Annotated in this window: 14 protein-coding genes; all 14 read right to left on the bottom strand. The window is 37.8% G+C overall.

The window, feature by feature from the left end:
* Positions 1–6: 6 nt before the first annotated feature.
* Complete coding sequence (gene rng / locus AC27HL_RS02335; RefSeq protein WP_487078759.1) at positions 7–1,473, bottom strand: ribonuclease G; 1,467 nt, start codon at positions 1,471–1,473, stop codon at positions 7–9.
* A 26-nt stretch (positions 1,474–1,499) separates the two neighbouring features.
* Positions 1,500–2,090, bottom strand: coding sequence for a Maf family protein (locus AC27HL_RS02330; protein WP_487078758.1), 591 nt, complete (start codon positions 2,088–2,090; stop codon positions 1,500–1,502).
* 1 nt (position 2,091) lies between these two features.
* On the bottom strand, positions 2,092–2,571 hold the full coding sequence (gene mreD, locus AC27HL_RS02325; RefSeq protein ID WP_487078757.1) for a rod shape-determining protein MreD: 480 nt from the start codon (positions 2,569–2,571) through the stop codon (positions 2,092–2,094).
* The gene (mreC, locus tag AC27HL_RS02320) at positions 2,568–3,449 is read right to left on the bottom strand and encodes a rod shape-determining protein MreC (protein WP_487078756.1); all 882 of its coding nucleotides are present in this window, start codon (positions 3,447–3,449) and stop codon (positions 2,568–2,570) included. Before mreC ends, mreD begins: the two co-directional genes overlap by 4 nt.
* Before the next feature lie 14 nt (positions 3,450–3,463).
* Entirely contained in the window at positions 3,464–4,507 is a 1,044-nt protein-coding gene (locus AC27HL_RS02315; RefSeq protein WP_487078754.1) for a rod shape-determining protein, read from the bottom strand.
* A 255-nt stretch (positions 4,508–4,762) separates the two neighbouring features.
* Complete coding sequence (locus AC27HL_RS02310; RefSeq protein ID WP_487078752.1) at positions 4,763–8,941, bottom strand: DUF6701 domain-containing protein; 4,179 nt, start codon at positions 8,939–8,941, stop codon at positions 4,763–4,765.
* Between the two features lie 167 nt (positions 8,942–9,108).
* Entirely contained in the window at positions 9,109–9,672 is a 564-nt protein-coding gene (locus AC27HL_RS02305) for a PEP-CTERM sorting domain-containing protein (protein ID WP_487078750.1), read from the bottom strand.
* Between the two features lie 145 nt (positions 9,673–9,817).
* A complete protein-coding gene (locus AC27HL_RS02300; protein ID WP_487078748.1) occupies positions 9,818–10,282 on the bottom strand; it encodes a pilus assembly PilX N-terminal domain-containing protein in 465 nt (154 codons plus the stop codon).
* Positions 10,272–11,087 carry a PilW family protein gene (locus AC27HL_RS02295; protein ID WP_487078746.1) on the bottom strand — a complete coding sequence of 272 codons (816 nt, stop codon included), beginning with the start codon at positions 11,085–11,087 and terminating at the stop codon, positions 10,272–10,274. The genes AC27HL_RS02300 and AC27HL_RS02295 overlap by 11 nt, the downstream gene beginning before the upstream one ends.
* Positions 11,087–11,689, bottom strand: a complete 603-nt coding sequence (locus AC27HL_RS02290) for a prepilin-type N-terminal cleavage/methylation domain-containing protein (protein WP_487078744.1) — start codon at positions 11,687–11,689, stop codon at positions 11,087–11,089. Before AC27HL_RS02290 ends, AC27HL_RS02295 begins: the two co-directional genes overlap by 1 nt.
* Positions 11,679–12,173 carry a prepilin-type N-terminal cleavage/methylation domain-containing protein gene (locus tag AC27HL_RS02285; RefSeq protein ID WP_487078742.1) on the bottom strand — a complete coding sequence of 165 codons (495 nt, stop codon included), beginning with the start codon at positions 12,171–12,173 and terminating at the stop codon, positions 11,679–11,681. The genes AC27HL_RS02290 and AC27HL_RS02285 overlap by 11 nt, the downstream gene beginning before the upstream one ends.
* 28 nt (positions 12,174–12,201) lie before the next feature.
* The gene (locus AC27HL_RS02280) at positions 12,202–12,669 is read right to left on the bottom strand and encodes a prepilin-type N-terminal cleavage/methylation domain-containing protein (protein WP_487078740.1); all 468 of its coding nucleotides are present in this window, start codon (positions 12,667–12,669) and stop codon (positions 12,202–12,204) included.
* Positions 12,670–12,861: 192 nt separating this feature from the next.
* Positions 12,862–13,398 carry a prepilin-type N-terminal cleavage/methylation domain-containing protein gene (locus AC27HL_RS02275; RefSeq protein ID WP_487078738.1) on the bottom strand — a complete coding sequence of 179 codons (537 nt, stop codon included), beginning with the start codon at positions 13,396–13,398 and terminating at the stop codon, positions 12,862–12,864.
* A 30-nt stretch (positions 13,399–13,428) separates the two neighbouring features.
* A complete protein-coding gene (locus AC27HL_RS02270) occupies positions 13,429–14,046 on the bottom strand; it encodes a type II secretion system protein (protein ID WP_487078736.1) in 618 nt (205 codons plus the stop codon).
* Between the last annotated feature and the right edge of the window lie 12 nt (positions 14,047–14,058).

Here is a 14,058-nt window from a genome sequence, read left to right as displayed (position 1 = left end):
CAATAGTTACATCATAACCACGTCAAATTGCTCTTGGTTATACATATTTTCTGTTTGTATTTTAATCTGTTTGCCAATAAAAACCTCTAGTTCAGCAAGATTATGGTACTCATCATTGATCAAGGACTCACTGACCGAAGACGAAGCGTAAACAATAAACTTATCAGCATCATAAGCACGATTAACACGCACTATTTCTCGCAATATTTCAAAGCAAACGGTTTCTACAGTTTTTACATATCCTCGCCCGTGACAAACTTCACACTCCCCACACAAAATATGCTCTAAGCTTTCTCGAGTACGTTTGCGTGTCATTTCAACTAAACCAAGTGCCGAAAAGCCAGATAAACTATATTTTACATTATCACGTGACATGGCGACATCTAAGCTATGTAAAACGCGACGTTGGTGGTCCTTGTCATTCATATCGATAAAATCAACTATGATAATACCACCAAGGTTTCTTAACCTTAACTGCCTTGCAATTGCCAATGTCGCTTCAATATTGGTATTAAATATGGTTTCTTCTAAGTTACGATGACCAACAAAAGCACCGGTGTTAATATCAATAGTCGTCATGGCTTCCGTCTGGTCAATAATCAAATAACCACCCGACTTCAATTCAATTTTGCGGTGCAGCGAACGTTGAATTTCACTTTCAACATCAAATAAGTCGAATATTGGTCGCTCGCCTGGATATGGCTCAAGTACTGGCGTTAAGTTAGGCACAAATTCTGTGGTAAATTCTACCAATTGCTCATAAGTTAATTTTGAATCAACTCGAATTCGCTCAAGCGATACGCCAACAAAGTCGCGCAGCATACGAAACGCTAACGATAAATCTTGATATATTGGGTCTTTGGTTTGCTTACGTTCTTTGCGCTCAACCACTTTGGTCCAGACACGGCGCAAAAATTCAGCGTCGTGTTGTAGTTCTTCTATACCCGCACCTTCGGCAGCAGTGCGAACAATAAAGCCATGATCATCACCACAATATGGTGTGACAATAGACTTTAAGCGATTTCGCTCTGCTGGATCTTCAATACGCTGAGAAATTCCCGCGTGGCTAGCATTAGGCATTAACACTAAAAATCGTGCCGCAACGGTAATATCTGTGGTTAATCTTGCGCCTTTTGTTCCTATTGGGTCTTTAACAACTTGCACAACAATATATTGGCCTTCGTGCACTAAGCTACGAATATCAGGCACATGGTCATGATTATTGTTGTCATCTTTTAGAATAAGTTTCGAGTTAATATCAGAAGCGTGTAAGAAAGCTGCTTTACCTAAATTAATATCAACAAAAGCGGCTTGCATACCAGGTAATACACGAATAATTTTACCAAGATAAATATTACCAACTAAGCCACGGCGCCCTTCGCGCTCAACATGAACTTCTTGCAGAGAACCATTTTCGATAAGTGCCACTCGGGTTTCACTCGGCGTAACATTGATCAGTAATTCACCGCTCATTTCAATTCCTATTTATCGCAAGTTGATTATTCTTGTGTAATTGCTGAATTTACACCGAAAGAAGATAACAGCTGAGCCGTTTCATACAAAGGTAACCCGACCACAGCAGAATAACTACCCTGAATTTGTTTCACAAATTGTCCAGCGATACCTTGAATACCGTAAGCTCCTGCTTTATCTTGCGGCTCACCAGTTTGCCAATAGCGAACAATTTCATTTGTTGAGAGCTTTTTAAACTTCACTTCGGTTGTCACTACAACGACTTCACTACGTTGAGCTTTAACGACTGCAACCGCTGTCAGCACTTTGTGCGTGCTATCAGACAGCATATTAAGTATAGCGATGCAATCTTCTAAAGACTCTGGTTTGCCTAATATTTTTTCTTGAAATACAACACTAGTATCAGAGCCCAGTATTACAGCATTTTCATTTACTTGGCGCTTTGCAACGGCCTTAGCTTTTTCAAGAGCCAAACGCGCAACGTATTGCTCCGCAGCTTCATTATTTAGAATGCTTTCATCAATATCTGCTGGCAAACATTGAAAACTATATCCTAGCTGTTCGAGCAGCTCTCGACGGCGCGGAGATTGTGACGCTAATATTAAAGTAGTAGACATGTTATTTGATTCGAAAGTTTCGTCTTATTTTACGTAATAATAAAAATACCCATGGCCACAAGACAATCGTAGTCACGACAGGATACAAATAACTTGGCAAAAATATCGCATCAGTTAAAAAGCGCTGTAACCAAAACACAATTAAATGGTAAAGCGCTGACAAAACGCCAACAATCATTGCCTGTTGCCAAACCGAAAAATTACGTATCTTTTGAAAATTACCGGCAACAATATAAACCGCTAACGCCATAGCACCAGCATGAACACCTAACGTTGAGCCTAATAAAACATCGAGAATAAAGCCCATTACCCAAGCTGTAATCACATTTACTCGACTTGGTAGCGCTAAGCACCAATACAAAAGAACAACTAACACCCAGTCAGGACGAAACGCATCTACACTTAACGGTAGCGGCATAATGCTAGCCATCAAGGCCACTAAAAAGGTTAATAAAACAATTAAATAGCCAGAAAAGTTCATTCACTTTTTCCTTTGTTTACTATCTTTGTGCTGACATTTTTCGCGCTAGCAACCTCTGACTGTTCAGGCCAAAGTAACAACACATAACGTAAACGATCTATTTTAGCGACAGGTTGGCTTTGAATTCGTGCAAATTCACGTGACTCGTCTTGGACGACAGAAGAAACTTTCGCAACAGGATAGCCTTCAGGAAACTTACCGCCCAAGCCCGATGTTACTAATACATCGTCAACGCGAATATCAGTGCTATGGGGCACGTGGTTGTGAGTTAAGCGGTCAATAACCCCTACACCACTGGCGATCAAGCGTACGCCATTGCGACTAATTCTTACTGGCACTGCATGGGTAACATCGGTAATTAATAAAACTCGACTACTGCTAGTACCTACATGCAAAATTTGACCAACAATACCTTCGTCGTCAATTACCGCTTGCCCTTCAAATACACCATCGTTAGCACCACGGTTGATAACAACCTGATGAGTGTATGGATCACTGTCAACGGCAAGAATTTCTGCAACCATTTTTCTGGCATCGCCGCGTAATGGTGATGCTAGCAACGCTCGTAGACGCTCATTTTCTTTTTTAACAATATCTAATTGCAGTGCTTGTTCATGGAAGACTAACTCGTTAATTTTATATTGTTCGTTATCAGCAATTAATTGTCGACGAGTGACAATATTCTCAGCCGCCCAATTCATCATCTGTTTAGGAGCTGTTGCCAAATATTGCAATGGGCTAATCATAGATTGCAAAAAGCCTCGAGCCGACTCGAAGCTATTCATTTTATGATCAAAAAATATCAAAAGGGCAGAACAAAACAGCACCAAAACAAGTCGGTGCTGCGGAGAGGGTCCATGTTTAAATATTGGATTCATTTATGAACTAGCGCTTATTCGTAAGAAAATAAATCGCCGCCGTGCATATCAATCATTTCAATGGCTTTACCGCCACCACGAGCCACACAAGTTAATGGATCATCAGCAACCACTACAGGGATACCCGTTTCTTCCATTAACAAACGGTCTAAGTCTTTTAACAATGCACCACCACCTGTTAAAATCATACCGCGCTCGGAAATATCAGAGGCTAGCTCTGGTGGTGATTGCTCTAACGCCACCATAATAGCGCTCACAATGCCGGTTAACGGCTCTTGTAATGCTTCTAATATTTCATTGCTATTTAACGTGAAACTACGTGGTACACCTTCGGCTAGATTACGGCCACGCACTTCAATTTCCACCAATTCTTCACCTGGGTAGGCAGAGCCAATTTCATGCTTAATGCGCTCAGCTGTTGCTTCACCAATTAAACTACCGAAGTTACGACGTACATAGTTAATAATGGCATCATCAAACTTATCACCACCAATGCGCACTGAAGAAGAATAAACCACACCATTTAATGAAATAATTCCAACTTCTGTCGTACCACCACCAATATCAACAACCATAGAACCCGTTGCTTCTGACACTGGCATGCCGGCACCAATTGCTGCCGCCATTGGCTCATCAATCAAATAAACTTCACGAGCACCAGCACCTAAAGCAGATTCACGAATCGCTCGACGCTCAACTTGTGTAGAGCCACAAGGCACACATACTAAAACACGTGGGCTTGGGCGCAAAAAGTTATTACTGTGTACTTGCTTAATAAAGTACTGCAACATTTTTTCGGTCACGAAAAAGTTAGCAATTACACCGTCTTTCATTGGACGAATCGCTTCAATATTGCCCGGCGTGCGACCTAACATTTGCTTTGCAGCAGCACCAACAGCAGCAACACTTTTAGAGCCACCAGCACGGTCTTGACGAATAGCTACCACAGAAGGCTCGTTTAATACTATGCCTTGGTCTTTTACATAAATCAGAGTATTTGCTGTTCCTAAGTCGATTGATAAATCGTTAGAAAACATGCCGCGTAATTTCTTAAACATATTGTCGAAATGTCCTTTAAACATCACCTAGGCAACAAATTGCCAAAATATTAGGGTTATTGATACACAAGTTAGCGCTTGCTTGCATATATAATAGCGTTACTAACTGGCTATCATACCGCAGACTTTAACGTTTGTGTTGGTAGAATGATAGAAATATAACGAAAATTTACGAATTTTTAGTGAAAGACTCAAAATTGGATAATATCAACCAAGTGAAGGTTAATATTATCCATTAAGAATAGGAGCTATTATCTAGTTCGTTACTTCACGCCAAGAGATAATTCGGTCGTTACCACGGTATAAGCCGAAGGTTACAATAGCCGTTGGATTATCAGTGTATGGGCCATCATTATCAGTATCCAAATTTTGCCAATCAAACTTTAACCAAGCCGGTACTTCATATTCCAATTCTAAAGAACCTTGTGCTTGCGACGCACTAAAAAATAAATCGCCGTGTTCGCCAGCTAAAAAGCCATTAACAATACTTGCATTAGTGTCATCAACCCCAAGTCCATCTGAATTATCAATATCAATCAAACGATAATCCCACAAGTTCATATTTCCTGAGTATTTAGCACCTACTTTTTTAGCAGAAATTAAAGGCACTAAACAACTTTCGTCATTTGCTTGAACAAAGCTGGTGCCATTATAAGTTTGTACATTTAGTGGCACACGTAAATTCGAAGTTTCGGGACCAAAAGTATTTTCAATAACCATACGAGCAAAGCGCACTTCAAGGCCAGTTACTTCGACGGTTTTAACGAATTTATCATTACTTAAATCAGTACCTATTATAACACCGTCTTCATCAGTAATTTGATTAATAGTTAAAGGGATTTTAGCCTGAAACGGCTTAATAAAACTTGTATTATCTCGAGTATAAGTAAAGTGGTCTTTGTCAGAGAAAGTATATATTACTTCTCCTGCACTGCTACCATTTGCGATACTTCCTGAATTGATACTCGCCGTTAAAGCGACTAAATTATCAATATCATTAGGATCTATCTCACCTTTACGCAACTGATTCAAATCATGAGTAGGGGCTGTAATATCATAATCATCAGGTTCTAACTTCATAAAGTTGGTGGCCGTATAGTTTTTGGTAACAATACCACCTGCATTATACGCAGTAACAACTATTTCAGGTTGAATACCATAGAAAATTGCACCTTTCCCGTCCGAATTTTGTTGTCCGGTATACGCCCAATCAACACTAGAACACGTTGTAGCATCACTTTGCTTTGCATCTAAATTACCTGTATTTCCAACAGTTTGTTTAAAATAAGCAGGCGTAAAACGACCTATGGTTATATCATCCCCTTCGACTAAACCATTTGATGAACCCAATCCACCATAATTATTATCCTGAATATCAACATTGATAATACCAACCTCGTCAAACTTAGCCCCAGCATATTTTGATAAGCCAATATTATTGGAATCTGAAAAAAAACTTGTTAAAGCAACATTACTATATGTTGGAACTAAAGCGGTAAAAATATAAGCATTATTAGCATAGGTAAACTTGCCATCAACAGTACCTGTATTATTAGGTAATAGTCGCTGCACTTTTAATTGCAATTGGCCATCTACTTGACGGTAATTTTCAACACGGTTATTCAATACATTTAGAGCTTCTACAGAGAAATCAAATACAGCACCAGCTGGGTGAATTACTCTACCTTCTGCCACAGATCTATCTGTCGAATTACCGTTTATATCTATCACACTACCTGTTTTACGTGCACTCATTACAAACTTAGCAGGCTTGACCCAAAAGTCATTTGATGTCCCTACTAATGAGACACTACCTTGATTGTAATTTGCATGCAGTCTAATTCTTCCCGCATCGAGATAAACAGGGTTAGGTATAATTGCAACACTCTCTTCACCATTATCTGAAGTAAAATTTAACTCGATATCATTTGAAAAGGTTGTGTATTTTCCAATATCATTACCGTTTACTTGAAACATCAAACCTACATTTGTGTCAGAGGCAATTGTTGGTCTATTCTCTTGTGACAACTTTACATTCACCAGACCATTAAAAACTCCTTTACATTCTCCATTGACATTTTTTCTTGCTTGAATTTTTAATCCAGAAAACACATCGCCCGAAATTTGACTGTCAATCGTTTCGTTATTGCTAGCACCATATAAAAACCTGAATTCAGAATTTGAAAATTGCATATTACAGCTCGTACCAACACCTGAGCACTCAAACGCATTACTGGCATTAACGGTGGCATTAGTAATAGATAAAGTAACAATTTCAGCTGTGGTGTGATTAAAACTAAATGATGGGTTATTTAGGTCAGTACTACCGGTAAATGTTACAGGCGCTTTAGTCACTCCATTTACTTGAAAGTCTAAACTTACCGGCTCTGTACTCAAACTTGAACACTCACTATTGGCACAGGCTTTAATGGCAATTGGCTCTGCTGCACAAGTCAAACCATTACCGTCATGAACTATTTCATAATGATGAATCTGTGCACAACCGCTTGGTTGGCGAGTTGAACCATCATAATTTTTACTTAGATTTTGATTGCTATATATCGTACCTATATCAGCAACAGATAAAGCACCTTCAAAAACAATAAATTCGTCTAGTGGCGCTCTAAAGCCTTGTGGTGTGCTTGTACTTATATCATCAAACGAGGTGCCTATATACTTTAACGTTCCAGAGGGAGCTAGATTTATTGTTTCAATAAAACTGCCATTAATATAAAGTTTGGTTTGGCTATTTTGATAAACTAGTGCCATATGGTGCCAGCTATTATCTAAATTACTAAAACTATAATTTCCATCTATTGAAGTACCAGCTGTAGCATCATAAATTCCCCAGCGCCAACCGTTATTGCGATCTACGTAGAGTAAATCACCTCCGGAGGCCATAGCACCCAATATAAAATATCTATTTCCAGAATTGTCTGTCGGCTTTTTAAACCAGGTTGAAACACTGTAGGTTGCCGGCAAAGGAATATTTACTTGCACATGCTGCTGAGCAGAGGAAATGCCAAGTGCTTTTTCTATTTGAGCGTCAAATGAGGTATTAACACTATTGTGGCTGGTGCCAGAATAATTGCCTAGCTGATCAATAACTTCATTGCCATTTCCTGTATATGCACATTCGTCAAACTGATAATTAGCAATAGCCGAAATACAACTTACGGCGTCTCGAGTACTACCATCATAATTTTTACCGCCATTTTGATTGGTGTAAATAGTGGTAATTTCAGTCGATGTTAATGCCCCGTCGAAAACAATAAATTCATCTAATGGTGCTCTAAAACCTTGTGGATTAGATCCTGTAACACCGTCAAATGACGTGGCTATATATTTTAAGGTGCCAGAAGGTGCCAAATTGACAGACTCAATAAAATTACCATCAATATACAGACTTGTTTTGTTTCCTTGATAAACAAGTGCCATATGATGCCAATTAGCATCTAAATTCGCGAATGAATAGGTACCATAAACATTCCCCTGACTTGGGGTATACACCGCCCAACGCATATTTAGGTTGCGGTCAAGCAACAACAAATCGCCCCCTGTTTCCATCGCACCAAGAACAAAGTATCGACTACCACTATTATCACTTGGTTTTTTAAACCACGTAGAAACACTATATGTTGTCGGCAAAGGAATACTAACTTGTGCATGATGTTGAGCCAATGAAACATCAAGAGCTTTTTCTATTTGAGCGTCAAATGAGGTATTAACGCTATTGTGACTGGTGCCAGAGTAACTACCGAGTTGATCAATAACTTCATTTCCTGAGCCAGAGTATGAACATTCATCAAATTGGTAATTTACAATAGCTGTTGCAGGAACTGGAATATCGTCATGAGTTACCGACAAACGAAAATAATCTGTGCCAATCCAATTACTCTCCCTATTAAATGTTTTCTTTTGTGAGACTACATAAACCGTAATTTGGCTGTTGTTATCAACATAGTTAGTGATATTAGCGGTAATATCTTGGTCTAATTCCACCACCCAATCATTGGTATTTTGTGTCACAAAGTCATAGCCATTACTACTATGATTCCAAATATAAATGCGTACGCCATCTGTTTGGTTTCTCTTACTATTTACACCATAACCATTCCAAAATATATTCAACTTATTAATTGCATTAGCATCTTCATCAATTTTCACTACATAGCGAATAGATGGGTACTGGTTCTTTGAGTAGTTTATATAGTCGTGATAACTATTATTATTAGTGGCAATATCGCTATAACTGGACGCTGAATATTGAGACGAAGGAAAAGAATTGTTTGCAGGAAGTTGGCTACCTGAAATACCTTCATAGGCATAAATATTTACACCTGGAGTACGATTAGAAAAATCATAACTTGTTGTGGTTTCTGCCCAAGCTATTGTTTGATATAGCAAAGAGAGAAAAACTAAAAGGTACTTCATACTTCAGAAATCCTGCTTATAAATAAAAATCAGCACTAATTTGCATACTCTAAAAATAATAGTACCCAATTTAGGTAATAAAGCTAGTATCAACGGTACCGCTAAGCTATTCAATAAGCAATAAAAAACCCCGCTTATAGCGGGGTTCTTTAAAAAAATTTTGTTAACTACTTCATCATTTTCTTACGAATACCAAGGCCTAATAACCCGGCACCAAAAATAAGCAATGTAGTTGGTTCAGGAACATTCGCTACAGAAGCACGAACGTAGAAGGTTTCGTTATTTTCAAAACTGCCAGTATCATCTTTTAAACCACTTCGTAGACCAAATTCCAATGCATTAAAATCAATATGCCCTACTTGAAAAACAGTATCAACCTCATCAAAATATGAATTCCAGTAAACAAAAGATTGAATTGCAGTGTCACCCCTCAAAAAGTCTGAAAGAGTCAATTCTTGAAAAATAAGGTCTAAATCACTACCCGCCGTAAAACTCATCCAACCAGAATGCGCACTTGCATCTTCAAAGGTGTTACTTACCACTTCTCCTGTGAAAAAGTCACTTTTTTCATAGTTTGTAACATTTACTGAAGATGCCCAAGTCCAATCGTACCCTTTATATGTAATATATGTATCTTCCGCTAAATCAGTTGTTATATAACCTGCAAAAACGCTACTTGTTAAGAAAAAACACAGTGTAAAAATAAACTTTAGAGTCGAATTGATCATCATAAACCTCAGCTAATGAAAAACAGCATAATCAACCAAAGATAAGCAAAGAGCATACCAAAAAAAATTAAAGAATGAAAAACAACAAGTTAAACTGAAGGGTGGGTTATTATAATGTACGAGTGTAAAAAATACTTACAACACCTCATTACTGGATACTTCTAGCTTCAACTTCTATAACTCTAGAGGTAGACTCTCCATCGAGATCACATTGTCCAGTACTTGTAACCGTATAATAAATAATACCTTGATGTGAAAAATCACTGCATTCTATTGGGCTAACAATTCTACACCCTTTGAAGCCATTAATTTGATCAATTGGCGGCGGTATTTGACTAACATCACTACATGTTCTAGCTGGTGAATCAATTGGAAATAACTCGCCTAATTGCCATTGAACACCTGTTTGTGCCGCAGCAAAGGCTCTGGTACCAAGCACCTCGTATACAACACCTTCCTGACTCGACTCCATCATTTTCACTAAAGCAGCACCAAGTAGCGACATTACAATGACAACAAATATTGCAATAACTAGTGCACTCCCTTGGCTATAAAACTTGCCTTGCATATTGCAAAGCAATTTAGCTATTTTATACTGCTTACTATGGTACATTTGGCACCTGAATTTCATTATTAAAAACTATTTGTTCTAAATTAAGGCTAAATATTAGCCTTACTAAGGCTAGACCATTACGTTGTAAAGTTGCAGGCTCAACTTTAAAAGGAAGTTCGTCATTATCAGAAACATCGTTCGCTAAATACTCAGCCATTAAACTACGATTTGTCCCATTAAATATCGGGGTTTCCTCACTAGAATAACTATAGTCATTATACCTATATAGTGAACTACCCACTAAACAATAGGCAATAGGTTTATCAATCAAATATAACCTATTTGTTGGAGACTCAGCTTCAAACAAAGTATTTGCAGATAAGATTATAGTTGATGGCAAAGTTCGATCTGCATTAAGTGATATATTAGTAAATTCGGCAATAACTCCAGTTTTTCTATTATAAATATCTGCACTATTAAGAGCATAAATAGATATCGAATTAATTGATGCTGGCGGTAAAGCTTTTAGCATCATAACTTCAATACTATTACTAGCAACATCTGGTGCAACAGGAATATCAAGATAAACAATACTGTTTACAATAGGTACATATTCCAAACATTGCATAGTATCGTCTTTAGTTACTCGAATACTATTAGGTAAAGCATTCCTTACTTCACGGTTCAGTCGTTCAATAACAAATCGTGCTGTTGAAATTAATTCATCACGGTCAACAGCATCGGTGTAACCTTGGGTACCAAAACGAATAAATGACGTAACGCTAGTTGCCAAAACTCCTAAAATAACAATAACGGTTACCATTTCAATTAAGGTGAAACCTTTTTGTTTATATGGCACGCGCATTAATAATTTACCTTATAAACAGAAAATACATAGTCAGTATCTTGAGGAGTTGTTACCGTTACAGTAATAAGTTTTGCGGTAAAGTTATCATCATTGACATCACTTTTACCGTTGTAGTTGCTATCATTTATAACATCAACATTAACTTGAAATCCCGTATAAATATTCTCTAATGGGTCGCTACCTCCCAATGAGCTTTCAATACTAGGCAAACCGTTGTAGTCATCAACATCATCAAATAGTTCACGTTTATCAGATTCTTCATTCCTAAGCGTCGTTGAGCACGTTTCACCGTCAACGGGCTTTACAGAACCATCACCATTTTGGTCTTCACCACAGCGATAAAAGCCTCCCGACATATCTGAATTTTCATCAAATGCTTTGCCAAGTATTTCATTGATCATCGATTGACCAAGCTCTGCAGCACGAATTTGATGAACTTGCTCAGCACTTTGATTAGCTAAGGGGTAAATCAATGAAGTGAATATAGAAAAAGCAATCGACAATACAACGATACCCACTATAGTTTCCACTAGAGTAAAACCAGGTGATAACTTAAAGGAAGGTGAATGTTGGCATTTTAAGTGTGTTTTATCGAGCATGAATATACCCTTCTGATTCAACCACAACAACTAACGCTTGCTCGCCTGTAATTGTAATTTCAATTTTAGAATTGAGACCATTAATAAACGGCCTTCCAAAATTATTGAAATCAAATATAAGGTCTTCGGGGCTAAATGAGACGTTATCATGATTATCAACCGACACTACTGTCGCTCGTTGTAACTCTTGATCTGCAAATGTAGCAGCTGAATCACAATCAATTTTTCCTAATTGTTTATTAGTAACTTTAACACGGTGGCAAGGTTCATTAACTTGCTGCATAGCACGCGTTTGGATCAATCGTAACTTGGCAATAACATCACTACGATACGCGAATTCTGAAAAACCTGATGAAGTAAAAAACTTAGGGACAACAGTAGCCGACAAAACACCCAAAATAATGATAACAATAATTAACTCTATAAGAGTAAAGCCTCGATTAGCAGTTAAAAATGAAACACGTTTCGGTTTTATAATATTCACTTTATCCTCAAACTAGTTTTGAGATATTTTATTCACAATCGTTTAGCTCATAGCGAGGAGGCGTATTAGGAACAGTCGGCTCCAAATAATAAACCATACAAGGGCTACCAGCATTAGTCGGCACAGGAGAATCTTTGCGATAAATAACTAAAACATTTAAAGAGCTGGTACCAAAAATTTTATAATCAAAATTTTCATCTATATCAATTAATCGCTTCCATTCATTAATATTAGCCCGTGGATAACCATACTTTATATTTAGAGGTCCATCATTAATTGTAACGGTAGAGTTAATCTCTTTTTGGTTACCTTTTACCAAAGACTTGCTATAAATAAGTCCTGCAGCTCCTTGCATGCTTGCTTTTACAGCTTGTAATGTTGAGGTTCTTGCTTCTGCGGACAAATTGATAAATTTAGGGGCAGCTATTGCGGCCAAAACACCTAGAAGAACAATAACAACCACGAGCTCAATTAAAGTAAATCCTTTCGCCTTCATTCTGTTTAGCCTTTAATATAAATCAGCAAATCGCTTAAAAGTTGATTATAACTAACAACTTAGTTTCAGTTTAAATTCAATATCTACCATAGTATCGTGAAATTAACAATTTATCGACTGGATCGTTCTAAAAATAAGCACAGAAAAAAAGGAGAGCATTGCCCTCCTTTCAAATATTTAACTATACGTTGTTTACAAACAGTCAACAACTTGGATAGTTGGCACAGCTCCAGCGGCTGTAGGCTCAGTATAGAATGCAAAACAATTAGAAGTTGCGGTTGCTTCGTATGGTGATGCTGGAATGGCTGCAGGCTTAGTTCCCCCCTTAGGATAAACAATAAAAGAACCACCAACTACATCGGGCGTAAAATCAGTCGCTACCTCAATTAAATCGGTCCAACGACCAGCACCTGTTGCCGATGTATAATCATCTAACGGATAACCAAAATGAGTATCTAAAATGATACCATTCACCGTAACATTAACCGCAGCAGCTTTCGTACTGTTTTGGTTTCCTTTAATTAGTGACTTACTATATACCATGGTAGATGCAGATTGCATAGATGCTTTAACAGCCTGTAAAGTCGCTGTTCTGGCATCGTCTTGTAAGTCAATAAATTTAGGAGCAGCAGTCGCCGCTAAAATACCTAAAATTACGATAACAACTACTAACTCAATTAGAGTAAAACCTTTTTGCTGACCTAAACTATTATTTGATAACTTCTTCATAACATGAACCTTTTTATTATTAATCAAGAATTAATTATTATTAATATAAACCACAACCGAACTGTTAGCTGGCTGATATGTAAAGCTATTACCTACCGTTGTTAAAACACCTGGGTCAGTAAAATTGTTATTCGCATCTTTATTTAGTGATTCTTTCAAATAGTAGTGACACAAAGTGTTACTACCTGTCCCCGATTTAGCCGCCAAATAATCTAAAGAACTATCGCTATTTAATGTTGCTAAAGTATCTGTAATGCCAGGAGGTTGTTGCAAAATACTTTGCCAAATATCAACACAATCACTAGCTGTCAAGCCACCTAACGTATCACCATTATCCGATAACCCTGTTACATAACCTGGTCTAATTTTTGGCGTAGTTGTATTGTTTTCTTTCGTTAAAAATACCGTGGTACCGTCATAATCAACATTATTTTGATCATTCGCATTTTTAGGTCGACCTTCAGCCTCCCATTGCGATCGAGCAAGTGATATTGCGGTTGCAAAACCTCCCGCCATACCCTCAATATTTGCTTGTTTCGCTTGGTCAGTCAAATCTATAAACTTGGGAATCGCAGTTACCGCTAAAAAACCTAAAATCACGACAACTATTACCAATTCAATTAGGGTAAAACCCGATTGTCTTTTCATACCAACCTCATT

The organism is Colwellia aquaemaris (genome assembly GCF_057548755.1).
The sequence above is the reverse complement of the archived record's forward strand: the minus strand, read 5'-3'. Positions and strand labels throughout refer to the sequence as shown.

What these genes read in the sequence shown, in the direction of transcription:
- rng (WP_487078759.1), bottom strand. Translation starts at nt 1,473, where the DNA reads ATGAGCGGTGAATTACTGATCAATGTTACGCCGAGTGAAACCCGAGTG.
- AC27HL_RS02330 (WP_487078758.1), bottom strand. Translation starts at nt 2,090, where the DNA reads ATGTCTACTACTTTAATATTAGCGTCACAATCTCCGCGCCGTCGAGAG.
- mreD (WP_487078757.1), bottom strand. Translation starts at nt 2,571, where the DNA reads ATGAACTTTTCTGGCTATTTAATTGTTTTATTAACCTTTTTAGTGGCC.
- mreC (WP_487078756.1), bottom strand. Translation starts at nt 3,449, where the DNA reads ATGAATCCAATATTTAAACATGGACCCTCTCCGCAGCACCGACTTGTT.
- AC27HL_RS02315 (WP_487078754.1), bottom strand. Translation starts at nt 4,507, where the DNA reads ATGTTTAAGAAATTACGCGGCATGTTTTCTAACGATTTATCAATCGAC.
- AC27HL_RS02310 (WP_487078752.1), bottom strand. Translation starts at nt 8,941, where the DNA reads ATGAAGTACCTTTTAGTTTTTCTCTCTTTGCTATATCAAACAATAGCT.
- AC27HL_RS02305 (WP_487078750.1), bottom strand. Translation starts at nt 9,672, where the DNA reads ATGATGATCAATTCGACTCTAAAGTTTATTTTTACACTGTGTTTTTTC.
- AC27HL_RS02300 (WP_487078748.1), bottom strand. Translation starts at nt 10,282, where the DNA reads ATGTACCATAGTAAGCAGTATAAAATAGCTAAATTGCTTTGCAATATG.
- AC27HL_RS02295 (WP_487078746.1), bottom strand. Translation starts at nt 11,087, where the DNA reads ATGCGCGTGCCATATAAACAAAAAGGTTTCACCTTAATTGAAATGGTA.
- AC27HL_RS02290 (WP_487078744.1), bottom strand. Translation starts at nt 11,689, where the DNA reads ATGCTCGATAAAACACACTTAAAATGCCAACATTCACCTTCCTTTAAG.
- AC27HL_RS02280 (WP_487078740.1), bottom strand. Translation starts at nt 12,669, where the DNA reads ATGAAGGCGAAAGGATTTACTTTAATTGAGCTCGTGGTTGTTATTGTT.
- AC27HL_RS02275 (WP_487078738.1), bottom strand. Translation starts at nt 13,398, where the DNA reads ATGAAGAAGTTATCAAATAATAGTTTAGGTCAGCAAAAAGGTTTTACT.
- AC27HL_RS02270 (WP_487078736.1), bottom strand. Translation starts at nt 14,046, where the DNA reads ATGAAAAGACAATCGGGTTTTACCCTAATTGAATTGGTAATAGTTGTC.